Source organism: Bacillus sp. GW823-FHT06A11 (assembly GCF_058795355.1).
Genome location: NZ_JBXAHS010000001.1, coordinates 87,112 through 102,107 on the forward strand (window position 1 = coordinate 87,112; position 14,996 = coordinate 102,107).

At 38.9% G+C, this 14,996-nt stretch carries 1 protein-coding gene; it reads right to left on the reverse strand.

The genetic code is table 11. The features are described from left to right. Positions 1-157: 157 nt before the first annotated feature. Complete coding sequence (locus AC1Q8L_RS00370; protein WP_492339423.1) at positions 158-14,971, reverse strand: non-ribosomal peptide synthetase; 14,814 nt, start codon at positions 14,969-14,971, stop codon at positions 158-160. Positions 14,972-14,996 lie beyond the last annotated feature (25 nt).

Genomic DNA, 14,996 nt, shown 5'->3' on the forward strand with positions numbered 1-14,996 from the left:
GCTTCTATTACAAAGATTTCTATGTCTCTACCAATTACTTTTTACATTATCCCCTTAAAAAGTAACGCTCTTAATATATTCATTATTCCCTACACTTGATATGCATGCAGGTATTGGTCTCCCCTTTTCGTTCATTGCGTTGCATCTTTTGCGCTCTCTACTTTTCAGTTAATGAAAGGGATGTTTCTTTTATCCCTTCAAATTCATTTAATAGGTACTTAGCTATCTTTTCAACTGCGGGGAAGTCTACTATTTCCTCATGTGATCCAGGGACTGAATACCTATTTACTCTACCTTTTAATAAAGGTCCCCAATCTGTAAACAACTCTTTTCCTTCCTCAGCACTAAAGTAGAGAACTTCTCCAGAGTATGGTATTAAATCATGCTCTGCCATTAAGTTCAGGCATTTCCTATGAGCATTGATAACTTGCTTCAAATTGATAAGATCTGCATCAGGCGGGAGTACTCCCTCCATAATTAGTCGCTCTACAAGCATATCTTGTTCATGGAAGAGGCCTTCCCCTTGCTCAGTAAGATCTCTAGGAATGAAATGCTCATATATATATGAGAGCATTTCTTCTCTTGTTTTATAATCCTGCTTTGAAGGTACTTTTGTATCCATTAGTACCAACAACTCAACTTCCTCACCTTGACTCCTTAGTACAGTTGCGATTTCATAAGCAATCGCACCGCCTAAAGACCATCCTCCAAGACGATATGGACCTTCTGGCTGAACACGTTTTATTTCTTCGATGTAAAGTTGAATTACTTCCGGCAAAGTTAACTCGTCAATTTCTTTCTTTTCTATAAGAGGATTCTGTAAACCATAAAATGAACAATGGTTCTTAAGTAATCTTGCTAGTTGAATGTAACAAAATACATTCCCCATAAACGGATGAACGCAGAAGAAAGGTCTTTTTTCTGATTCTTGCAGTGGAACCAGCGCTGATACTGATTTCGTCATATCATGCTTATCACGAATAAGGCATGCGATTCCTTCCACTGTTGGATTCTTAACCAATGTAGACACCTTAATTTCTTTTCCAAACTTCTCCCTAATTTTTGAAACTAGTTTAATTACAAGGAGAGAGTGTCCACCTCTATTAAAGAAATCATCATTTACATAGACATCTTCTATCTGTAACACATCCTGCCAGATTTTAATCAACTGATATTCAATTCCATCCCTTGGAATGATTGGTGTAGAGAAGTTATTTTCTCTTTGAATAGTTAAATTGTTCAATGCCTTTCGATCAACTTTTCCATTCATTGTAAGAGGAATCTCGTCTACCTTAATAAAGTGTGCAGGAACCATATAATTCGGTACTTGTCTCTTGAGATATTCACGCCAATCATGCATACTTCCATCTCCAACTACATAAGCAACCAATCTCTGCTCTCCTAATTTATCCTCTGTTACCAAAACTACTGCTTCTTTTACCAATGGATGCCTCTCTATACTCGCTTCAATCTCTTCAAGTTCAATACGAAAGCCCCTAATTTTCACTTGATTATCAACTCTTCTCAAGTAATCTAAATTACCATCAGGTAAATAACGAACCAAATCTCCCGTACGATATAAACGTTCTTCTTCATTAAATGGATGACGGATGAATCGCTCTGCTGTTAATTCTGGGCGATTCAAGTATCCTCTCGCTATACCTGCACCCCCAATATATAGCTCACCTGTTACACCAACTGGAACAGGTAACAAATTTTTATCTAATACATAAGTTTGAACGTTCGGCAACGGACGGCCAATTGTTACTCTCTTACTATCTTTTTTGATATGATAGCATGTTGCATCAACCGTACATTCTGTAGGACCGTATACATTATAAAAATCAATTTTTTCTGTCTCTACTAGCTGTTCCCATAATGACGGCATAATTGCTTCACCACCGACTAATATCTTACTCGGTACATGAACATCAGCACTTATTTCTAGCAATCCTCCATCTATAAGTAATTGAAGTAATGAAGGTGTCATATCAAACATTTCCAATTTATTCTCCCTAATATAGGACACAAATTGTTCCGGATTAGTGCGAACTTCACTTGGGATAATATATAAACTTGAACCATAAAGCAACATTTGTAATTGCTGAATAGATACATCAAAGGCAATTGACGCATTCAAACCGACGCGCATATTATTAGGTATTTCATGTGAGAAAACTTCTTTTTGTAAACCATAGGATAGGTTTATTACAGAATGGTGCTGTACTAAAGCCCCCTTTGGATTCCCTGTCGAACCAGAAGTATAGATAACATACGCTAAGTTTTCCCCTGTTACCTCACATATTGGTGAAAGTTTGCTTTCTTGAGAAAGCATTGCTTGGTCCCTATCTAGGCAAACTGTCTTGATGTCTTTAGGTATCCAGCCTAGTAATACTTCATTTGTAACTAACACTTTAATTCCTGTGTCTTCTAAAATATATTGTAGGCGGCTTTCCGGATTCGATGGATCTAATGGAACATAGGCTGCTCCAGCCTTCCAAATTCCCATGAGACCAACAACCATCTCAACTGAACGCTCAAAGCAAAGGCCAACTAATGACTCTGTCCCAATTCCACATTTCTGTAAATGATGTGCTAATTGATTAGCTCTTTCATTCAGCTCTCGATATGTTAGTTGCTGTTTTTCATCTACCACTGCCACCGCGTCAGGTGTACGATTTACTTGCTCTTCGAATAGTTGATGAATTACATTCTCACGTGGATAGGATATAGCATTATTATTCCATTCTTCCAATAGCTTTCTTTGTTCAGCCTCCGTAATATATACTAGCTCCGATAGATTTTGATCAATGTTTTTGAGCATTTGCATTAACACTTTGTGTAAATGACCCAGCATTCGTTCAATGGTTACTCTATTAAACTTACTACGGTCATACATTAACTTTAACGATAACTGAATTCCTGGAACTACAGCCAATCCTAATGGATAGTGGGTTTGTTCTACCCCTTTCAATTCACCAATTTCCAGATTTTCTGAAGATTCTTCTTTCACTGGATAATTTTCAAACACATATAAACAATTGAACAGCGGTGTACCTCTAGGAACCTCACTCCACCCCTGAATCTCTGTCAAAGAAGCATACTCATATTGTCTTCTTTCTATCTCTTCCTCTTGTAACTTCTGCAACCAATCTATTACTTTTATATCATCCATCAATTGAATTCGCGTCGGTGACGTTGTAATGAAAGGACCTACGATGTTTTCAACACCAATAATCTCCGTAGAACGCCCTGAGCTTGTTACACCAAAAACAATGTCATTTTCTCCACTATATCGGCTCATGAGATATGCCCATGCACCTTGAATTACTGTACTCAAAGTAAGTTTATTTCGTTTCGCCCATTCTTGTAACTCTTGAGTCTGCTCTTCTGATAAATACGTAACCTTCTCTGTGTAACCTTTTTCTTCCTCTTTATTTTCTAAGCCCAGTAAAGTTGATGCAGTAAAACCTTTTAGCTTCTCTCTCCAGAATTGTTCCGCCTGCTCCTTATCTTGTTCTCTGAGCCATTGGATATATTTCTTATATGGTGAGGATTTAGGTAACTTTACAGCTTCTCCATTCATTCTCTTCTGATAGACTGTAAGTAATTCATTAAAGACCAATGGTAAACTCCATCCATCCAGTAAAATATGGTGATGTGTCCAAACAACCCGATATTCTTCCTCACCTTCTTGAATGACCGTTACCCGCATCAATGGTGCTTCATCAAATTGGAAGGCTTGTTTTCGATCTAATTCCAAAAAGACTTTTCTTTTTTCTTCTATCTCTTCACTTGTCATTGTACGCCAGTCTTCTTTGTTCACTTTAAATGGGATATTTTCATACACCACTTGTACAGGTTCTTCAATTTCGTCCCATACAAATGCTGTACGAAAAATTTCATGCCGCTGAATTACAGATTTCCACGCCTGCTCAAAAGTAGGAATATCCATTTCCCCTTGAATCATAAAACTCAATTGCACTATATACGGTGCAACATGTTCATCCCCTTGATCATGCAATGTGTGGAAAATCATACCTTCTTGCAAAGGTGATAGTGGATATAAATCAGTAATCTGATTGTTCTTTCCACGATGCATTTTGTTTAGTACATTTGTCAAACCTTCTTGGCTAAGATTAGCGATTGCAAAATCCGAAATGGTCAGTGCAGATTCTCTATCTGAAGATTGAATCAATCTACTCAGTTGATATAGCATATTCTGTGCAATACTTTGAATCGTTGATTTGGCAAGTTGTCCAACATTGTATACCCAAGTGAATTGAAGTTTTCCATCCGTTACAACCCCAATTACATCAATTACATGCGATCGCTTGGAACCGGCAGCATGATCTAAACGCTTAAATTCGTTCTCCGGAATAAACATTGCATCGCTAGAAAACATTTGGTCAAATTGTCCAAGATAGTTAAAACTAATAGACGGTGTATATTGGGAGCTTAATTGCTCACACATTGTTGCGTTCATGTAACGCAACACCCCATAATCAACACCCTTATTAGGAATTTTGCGAACTTGTTCTTTAACTGCTTTTAATGCTGCAATTGGCGTATTAGCATTAGTAATATTTAAATGAACTGGGTAAATACTTGTAAACCATCCCACGGTTCTCGATAAATCAACATCTTCAATAATCTCTTCTCGACCATGTCCCTCTAAATCTACGCTTAATATCGGCTGTCCCGTACATGCTGCTGTAGCTTGTACCAATGCTGCTAATAATACTTCATTGATTTTGACACGGTGAGTGCTTAAAGTCTCTTGCAATAACATACGGGTCTCATTCTCGTTTAACACCACAGTAATTTCCTCAGTTACTGCGCTTACTGGATTACTTATAGTACCATCTACTGGCAGTATAACTACGTCTTGTTCAACCTGCTGCTCCCAGTAATGTAGCACTTCTTTTGATATTCCAGTTTCAGCGTAATGATGTAATTTCTCCGACCATTCTTTAAAAGATGTACTCTTCATAGGTAATTGAATTTTTTGCCCTTGGACCGCTTGCGTATATGCTGTTTGCAAATCTTCCAATAAAATTCGCCAAGAAACACCATCCACGGCTAAGTGATGAATTGTCCAAAATAATCGGCCAGTCTCCTCACCTTCATCAAAATACACCATTCTCATTAAAGGACCATCATGTAAATTCAATCTTTCTTGTGCAACATTAATCTCTTTTTGAATAACTTCATGCCAATCCGCTTCCGGCACTTCGTCTAATGAAATGACAGTCAGCATCAATTGTTCTTCAATTCCTTCATTCCACTGTTCCCAAGTCCCATTAGGTAAACGTTCATATCTTAAACGCAGGGCATCATGATGAAGTAGAAGGTTACCTGCCGCCTTTTCCAGTGATCCTATGTCCAATTTTTCTTTCGTTCTAAAGAACATGGATTGATTCCAATGATGTGGATTAGGATGATTTTGTGCAAAAAACCTTTGCTGAATAGGTGTAAGTATCGTCTCTCCAGTTATAATTCCTTGTTCAGCTTGTACACCTTGTTCTTCTTTGACTACTTGCGCCAACTCAGCAATCGTTTGGTGTTCAAATAGTTGTTTTGGTGTCAACTGTAAACCAGCTTGCTTTGCGCGAGAGACAATCTGAATGCTAAGAATTGAATCTCCACCAATTTCAAAAAAGTTATCATAAATACCAATACGTTTTGAACCTAGCACACGTTCCCAAATCATAGAAAGCTTATGTTCACGTTCATTTCTTGGGGCCGCGTAGCCTTCTTGTGTTCCTTGATAATCTGGTATAGGTAACGATTTCCGATCAACCTTTCCATTTATGGTTAGCGGGAATTCTTTCATTTCGACAAAGTAGGAAGGTATCATATGGATTGGCAGTTTTGTTTTAAGATACTCTCGCCATTCTTCTACACTACCTTCGCCCACTACATAAGCTACTAACCTCTTATCTCCCGACTGATTTTCCCTAACTATTACAACTACCTCTTTTACCAAGTCATGCTCTTGTAAAGTCGACTCAATCTCCCCAAGTTCGATTCGAAATCCTCTAATCTTCACTTGATTATCCATTCTTCCTAAGTAGTCTATATTACCATCAGGAAGATATCTCACAAGATCGCCTGTTCTATATAACCTCTCGCCTTCTTTGAATGGATGAGAAATAAATCGTTCGGATGTTAACTCTGGACGATTCAAGTACCCCTTTGCTAGACCTGCTCCTCCGATATAAAGTTCCCCCATCACACCAACTGGAACTGGCAACCTATTACTATCTAATACATAAGTTTGGACGTTAGGCAATGGACGCCCAATTGTTACTCTCTTACTATCTTTTTTGATATGATAGCATGTTGCATCAACCGTACATTCTGTAGGACCATATACATTATAAAACTGTATTTTATCAGTCTCTACTAGCTGTTCCCATAATGACGGCATAATTGCTTCACCACCAACCAGTACCTTACTTGGAACATGAACGCCATCGCACGTTTCTAACAATCCGGCATCTATAAGTAATTGAAGCAATGAAGGTGTTATATCAAAGATTTCTAACTTGTTCTCCCTAATATAAGCTACAAACTGCTCCGGATCACTTCGTACTTCATTCGGAATAATATACAAACTTGAACCATAAAGCAGCATTTGTAATTGCTGGATAGATGCATCAAAGGCAATTGACGCATTTAAACCGACATGCATGTTAGATGGTATCTCATGTTCGAAAACTTCTTTTTGTAAACCATGCGACAAGTTTAGTACAGAATGATGCTGTATCAAGACACCCTTTGGATTCCCCGTTGATCCTGAAGTATAGATAACATACGCTAAGTTTTCTCCTGTTACTTCACATTTTGGTGAAAGAATGCTTTCTTGTGAAATCATTGCTTGATCCCTATCTAGACAAACTATCTTGATTTCTTTAGGTATCCAGTCTTCCAATGACTCGTTCGTAACTAATACTTGAATTCCAGTGTCCTCCAAAATATATCGTAGACGACTTTCTGGATATGATGGGTCTAATGGAACATAGGCTGCTCCAGCCTTCCAAATCCCCATAATACTAACAATCATCTCAACTGAACGCTCAAAGCAAAGTCCAACCAATGATTCATTCCCAATCCCGCATTGCTGAAGATAGTGGGCCAATTGATTAGCTTTTTCATTCAGCTCTCGATACGTTAACTGCTGTTTTTCATCTACCACTGCTACCGCATCAGGTGTACGATTTACTTGCTCTTTAAACAGCTGATGAATTGTACTTTCCTGTGGATATGCTACAGCATCATTATTCCACTCCTCCAACTGTTTTTGCTGTAATCCTGACAATATAGGCAACTTAGCTAATGATTTATCAGGATTCTCCACGATTACATTCAACCAGTTCCCAAAATGTTCAGCCATGGATTCAATAGTTAAGCTGTCAAATAAATCAGTTCTATAAACAAAAGTAAGTAATAAACCCTCTTCCACTTCTGCAGCAGTTAAACTTAAATCAAACTTAGCGATAGGAGCATTACTTTCCATTACTTCTATATTTCTTCCATGTAGTTCTGGTAGCTTCTGTCCCGTATTTTGCAAAGTAAACATGGTTTGGAAAATCGGAGAATGGCTTATATTTCGTTCAGGTTGGATAACCTCTACAATTTTCTCAAACGGAACATCTTGATACTCATACGCCTTCAATGCTTTTATCCGCACTTGAGACAACAACTCTTGAAATGCCGGTGCATTACTTAAATCAGCGCGATAAACCAATGTATTGACAAAGAAACCAATCAGCCCTTCAATTTCTCGATAATTTCGATTTGCAATTGGGCTGCCAACAATAATATCCGTTTGTCCCGTATAACGAGCAAGGAAACTTTGATACGATGCCAATAAGGTCATGAAAAGTGTGGCCCCTTCTTGACGACTTAGTTCGTTTAATTTATTCAGTAATGAGCGCGATAACAAAACATTATGAGTTAATCCATGGTGGGTTTGCACTGGCGGACGCGGACGATCCATTGGCAACATTAAGACTGGTAACTCACCGGATAATTCTTCCTTCCAATACGCAAGTTGTTGATATAGTACTTCATCTTTCAACCATTCTCTTTGCCACTGAGCAAAATCGGCATATTGAACTGGTAGTGGTTCCAGCTCTGCTTGTTTTTCACCAATCGTATTCTCATAAAATGCCATCCATTCTTGAAGCAAGATTTCCATCGACCATCCATCTGAGATAATATGATGCATATTACACAGAAGAACCCATTCTTCTTCTGAAATTCTTATGAGTTTCCCACGGAACAATGGCCCTTTTTCTAAATCAAATGGAGATTCGACTTCAGTTTGAATCCATTGCTCCAACTTTCTTTCTCGCTCCTCTAATGAAAGCTTAGTTAAGTCCATTTGCAGAAGCGGACGGAAAACGTACGGTTGAATCTGCTGCATAGGATGGCCATCCTCTTCATAAAATACAGTCCGCAAAGATTCATGACGCTCTATCAACTGATTCCATCCCAACTCCAATGCCTCAGGTAACCAATTCCCTGTAAGACGGCATGCCATTGGCATATTATAAAGTGCACTATTAGGTGCAAATTGATCAATAAACCATAAGCGCTGTTGGGCATAAGACAGTGGAATATTTCCCCCTCGTTCCATCGGCATCAATGGTGGAATTTCTCGTTTTTCGCTCCCCTTACGTAACTGATCTATTCGTTTCGATAATGCTTCGACCGTTGAATATTCGAACAGTTCACGTACTGGCAATTTGATTTGAAAGACTTCCTGTAAGCGTGAGACCACTTGTGTAGCAAGTAGAGAGTGACCACCGAGCTCAAAGAATGAATCCTGAACATCAATGTCTCTTATTCCTAGCACTTGACTCCACACTGAAGCAATAAGTTCTTCCAGCGGAGTTCTTGGGTATACAGTATTTTCAGCGGATTGTTCACTAAGTATAGGCAATGCCTTCAAATCAAGCTTTCCATTCGGTGTAAGTGGTAAAAATTCCATCTCAATAAAGTTTGTTGGAACCATGTAATTTGGTAAATGTGTTTGTAGATGTTCTCGCCATTCATGGACACTTCCTTCACCAACTACATAAGCTACTAATCTCTTATCACCTTGATTATCCTCTCGTACCAATACAACTGCTTCTTTCACAGAAGAATGTGCCTGCAAAACAGCTTCTATTTCTCCCAATTCAATCCGGAAACCACGAATTTTTACTTGGTCATCTATACGTCCATGGAACTGGAGATTACCATCAGAAAGATAACTTGCTTTGTCTCCTGTATAATAGAGACGTTCTCCTGACTTGAAAGGATGTGGAATAAATTTTTCCTTTGTAAGATCCGGACGATTAGCATATCCACGTGCAAGACTCTTCCCTCCAATATAGAGATCTCCAATTACACCAATTGGTACTAGCTGAAGATGAGAATCTAACACATAAACTTCTGTATTTGCAATCGGTCGACCAATAGATGGCGTACCTGTTGTCACCCCTACAGGTACGTAACAATCTGTGGTAACAACGGTATTTTCCGATGGACCATACTGATTAATTACCGCAAAAGGAATATCGCTAGATGGATACTGCGTTAATTGATCCCCACCAGTAATGATAAAACGAAGATCCGTTTTATCTGGCCAAGATAATTTCAAGAGTCTTTCCAGAATAGGCGTAGGTGCAAAACTAGCTGTTATTCGTGAATCAATGAGCCAGTCCCTTAGTGCTTCTGGATTAATTCTCAGTTCCTCTGTTGACAAGTAGAGTGCTGCGCCAGCAGTTAGATACGGCCAAATCTCCTGGACAGCCGAATCAAAAGCAACCCCTGCAATCTGAGTCGCACGATCCTCTGCTGAAATATGATAAACTTCTTGATGCCAAGAAACCATATTCATTAATGAGCGATTTTCAACCATGACACCCTTCGGTTTTCCTGTAGAACCAGAGGTATAAACAATATAGGCTAAGTTCTCTGGATTTATTTGACGTGTAGGTGCGATTACGCTTTCCACTGTTAGTTCTTCTAACCTCACCATTTCGACGTGTGCGAAATGTCCTTCTTGTCCTTCCGCCGTCACTACAAATTGAATTCCTGCATCTTCAATCATGTATTCTAACCTTGATTTTGGATATAACGGATCTAAAACAACATAAGCTCCACCAGCTTTTAAAATGCCTAGTAAACTTGCCATTAGCTCAGCTGACCTCGGAAGATAAACTCCTACCACTGACTCTGGGGCTACTCCCTTTCGCCGTAAAACATTTGCCAACTGATTTGCTTGTGTATCCAGTTCACCATAAGTCCACTGTTTTGTTTGATCAACTACCGCAATCGCATCCGGACGCCTTGCTACTTGCTCCTCAAATCTGTCGCAAATAAGACCCTGATGAGACATTTCCATTACAGTGTCATTCCATGTTTCTAATAACAAAGTACGTTCGGGTTCTGATAGCATGCTCAGGTCATGCAACGGATTTTGTGGGCGATGAGAAACTTCATGTAGCCATTTCTCAAAGTGTCCTGCCATCCGTTCAATAGTAGTAGCATTGAATAAATCCTTATTGTACTCAAAAGTAAAAAGTAATCCCTCTTCCGTCTCAACTGCCATTACACTTAAATCAAACTTTGCAATTGGACTATGGCTTTCTATCATTTCAATACTTCTACTAGATAACACCGGTAACTCTTGTTTCATATTTTGCAAGATGAACATAGTCTGGAAGATTGGCGAATGACTTGTACTTCGCTCCGGTTGCACAACTTCTACAATTTTTTCAAATGGAATATCTTGATATTCATACGCCTTCAATGCCTTTTGACGAACCTGATACAGTACATCTTGAAATGTCGGTCTACCACTCAAATTAGCTCGATAAACCAGCGTGTTAACGAAGAAACCAATTAGTCCTTCAATTTCTCTATAATTCCGATTCGCAATTGGGCTTCCGACCAGAATATCTTCTTGTCCCGTATAACGAGATAGAAAACTTTGATATGCAGCTAAAAGCGTCATGAAGAGCGTAGCCCCTTCTTTTCGACTAAGTTCATTCAATTTATCATGTAGCGTGCTTGGCAGAACCATAGTGTATGTCGACCCGTGATGAGTTTGTATTGCGGGACGCGGGCGATCCACAGGAAGTTGGAGTACAGGAAGCTCCCCAGACAATTCTTCCCTCCAATATTGGAGTTGTTGATCAAGCACCTCCTCCTTTAGCCATCCTTTTTGCCACTGAGCAAAGTCGGAATATTGAACCGGTAATGGTTCAAGTTCCGCTACCTTTCCATCCGTTTCTTTCTCATAAAATGCCATCCATTCTTCAAGTAGGATTCCCATTGACCATCCATCTGAAACGATATGATGTAGAGTACAAAGGAGTATCCATTCTTCCTCTCCCACGTGCAAAATACTTGTCCTGATTAATGGACCCTCTGTTAAATCAAATGGCACTTCTGTTTCTTGTTGAATTAAACGTTTAACTTCTTCTTCTTGATCTTCAGAAGAAAGCATAGTTAAATCCGTTTTCGGAATTGATTGAAAAGCATACGGTTCAATTTGCTGTACGGGTTGACCATTCACTTCTTGAAAGACCGTCCGCAGTGATTCATGACGTTCTATTAGTTGATTCCATCCCGTTTCCAATGCTTCAAGTAGCCAATTCCCTGTAAGACGGCATACCATTGGCATATTGTAAAGGGCACTATTAGGTGTAAATTGATCAATAAACCATAAACGTTGTTGGGCATAAGATAGTGGAATAGCTTCTCCTCGTTTCATTGGTATTAGTGGCGGAATCTCTCGTTTTTTATCTCCTTTACGTAACTGTTCTAATCGCTTTGCCAGTGACTCCACCGTTGTATATTCAAATAGTTCACGTACTGGTAATTCGATTTGAAAAATTCCCTGTAAACGTGACACTACTTGAGTAGCTAGTAGTGAATGACCACCGATTTCAAAAAAGGAATCCTGAACACTAATATTTTTTATTCCTAACACTTGGCTCCAAACGGAAACGATGAGCTCCTCCACTGGTGTTCGTGATGAAGTAATATCTTCACTTATGAACTGTTCTTCTAATTCCAATAATGCTTTCCGATTCACTTTACCATTTGGAGTAAGTGGCATACCTTCAATTTGGAAAAAGTATGCCGGAACCATATAATGTGGTAATTGCTTCTTGAGATATTCACGCCACTCCCCAGTATCCCCTTCACCCACTACATAAGCTACTAACTGCTTATCTCCTGGTCGATCTTCCTTCACCAACACGACTGCCTCTTTTACAGATGAGTGATCATGTAAAGCTGCTTCTATTTCTCCCAATTCAATTCGGAATCCTCTAATTTTAACTTGGTTATCTATTCTTCCAATATATTCTAAGTTACGATCATTTATATATCTAACCAAGTCACCCGTTCGATATAATCGTTCCCCGTCCTTAAAGGGATGCGGAATAAAACGTTCAGTAGTTAAATCCGGTCGATTGAAGTAGCCACGTGCTAATCCTACTCCTCCAAGGTAAAGTTCCCCTGCCACACCAATCGGGACCACTTGTTGATATTGATCTAACACATACAACTCTGTATTATCAATCGGACGACCAATCGGAATAAGCATTGGTTCTTTTTCTAAATCACAATCGTAATAAGTCACATCCACAGTTGCTTCAGTAGGACCATATAAGTTAATTAACTTTGTTTGCTGAGCATTGTAAAAGATCCCCTTAAACCGGCGAACCTGTTCAGTGTTTAACGCTTCTCCACTAGTAAAAACTTGAATTAAAGACGATACATCCCTTTTCGAATTATATAATTCCATATAATCTAAGAAAGTAGATAACATCGACGGAACAAAATGCATGGTGGACACACGGTATCGTTCAATATACTCCTCAATCACCGCAGGATCTTTCTCTCCTCCTGGTGGAAGTAAACAAACACGTGCTCCTACAAATGACCACCAAAATAATTCCCAGACAGAAACATCAAACGAAAACGGTGTCTTTTGTAGGATTGTATCCTCCTCAGACAATGGGTATTTTTTCTGCATCCACTGTAGGCGATTTATAACAGAATGATGTTCAATCATTACCCCCTTTGGATTTCCTGTCGAACCCGAAGTGTATATAATATAGGCTAAGTTATTTGCTGTTACTCCACTCACCGGAGCTAAATTACTCTCTTTAGAAATCATTACTTGATCCCGATCTAAACAAATTGCTTGAATATCTTTAGGTAACCAGTCCTGTAGTGCCTCTTTTGTTAACAGCACTTGAATTTGTGAATTCTCCAAAATGTATCTCAGGCGGTTTTCGGGATAACTTGGGTCCAGTGGGACATAAGCCCCACCTGCCTTCAAAATCCCAAAGAGACCGATAATCATATCAGGAGAACGTTCAATACATATACCAACCAATGATTCAGGTCCGATACCTCGTTTTTGTAGAAAATGTGCCAATTGATTCGATTTTTCATTTAGTTCTTGATACGTTAGCTTTCCACCCTCATAAACTACCGCCACTGCATCAGGTGTCCGTGCAACTTGTTGCTCAAATAGCTCGTGAATCATACAATCATGACCATAAACTACGTCCGTATCATTCCATTCTTCTAGGAGTTGTTTTTGCTCAGTATCCGATAACATTGACAGCTTTGTATATGATTCATCTGGATGATACGTGATTTCATTTAGCCAGTTCTCAAAATGTCCTGCCATACGTGCAATGGTACTACTATCAAATAAATCCGTGTTGTATTCAAATGAGACGAATAGACCTTCTTCCACTTCATAGGCAGTTAAGCTCAAATCAAATTTAGCAATAGACATATTACTTTCTACCATTTCAATACTTCTATCAGGCAAATCTAGTCTTTCTTGTTTTATATTCTGTAGCGTAAACATGGTCTGAAATATAGGGGAATGACTCATGCTTCGTTCAGGTTGCACAGCTTCTACCACTTTTTCAAATGGTATATCTTGATATTCGTAAGCTTTTAACGCCTTTTTCTTTGTTTGGTTCAAAATCTCCCGAAAGGTAGGGGTGCCACTCAAATCTGATCGATAAACCAACGTATTAACAAAGAAACCAATTAATCCTTCTACTCCCTTATGGTTCCGATTTGCAATCGGGCTACCAACTAGAATATCTTTTTGTCCTGTATAACGAGCAAGAAAGCTCTGGTATGCGGCCATTAAAGTCATAAATAAAGTAGATCCTTCTTGTCGGCTTATATCCTTCAATTGACTAAGCAATTTATAAGGAAAAATTACATGATGCGTAGCCCCAGAGTAAGTCTGCTTAACCGGTCGAGGTCGATCCACTGGCAGTTGTAAGATAGGAAGTTCACCAGACAATTCTTCCTGCCAATACGTAAGCTGACGATTTAGCACATCACCTTGCAACCACTCCTTTTGCCACTTCGCAAAGTCTGCATATTGAATGGATAATGAACTTAATTTAGCAGGATTTCCACCCATTTCTTCTTCATAGAAAGCAAGTAATTCATTCATGAATATACCAATGGACCAAGCATCAGAAATAATATGATGCATCGTACACAGTAATAACCATTCATCCTTCTCTAATTGAACAAGCTGATTACGAATTAAAGGACCATTCATTAAATCAAATGGTTCTTGCGCTTCTCTCGCAATTAAACTATCTACCTCTTTTTCTTTTACTTTTAGAGGAAGTTGAGAGTAATCCCTTACAGGTAATGCTCTAGGAAGAAATTCGAGAATTTGTTGCACAGGCTGTTCTCCTACTTCTTTAAAAACAGTTCGTAATGATTCATGACGTTCAATGAGTCGATTGAATCCCTTCTCTAATGCTTCAGGTATCCAATTTCCTTTTAGATGCCATACTGTTGGAATATTATATAAAGAACTGTTTGGGTTAAATCTGTCCATAAACCACAAACGTTGTTGCGCATAAGACAACGGGAGTGCTTCTTTATTCTCCTTTTTTTGCATTTGCTTCTGAAGCCATGCTCTCTTC

Coding starts and splice junctions, on each gene's coding strand:
- AC1Q8L_RS00370 (WP_492339423.1), bottom strand. CDS start 14,971: ATGCAAAAAAAGGAGAATAAAGAAGCACTCCCGTTGTCTTATGCGCAA.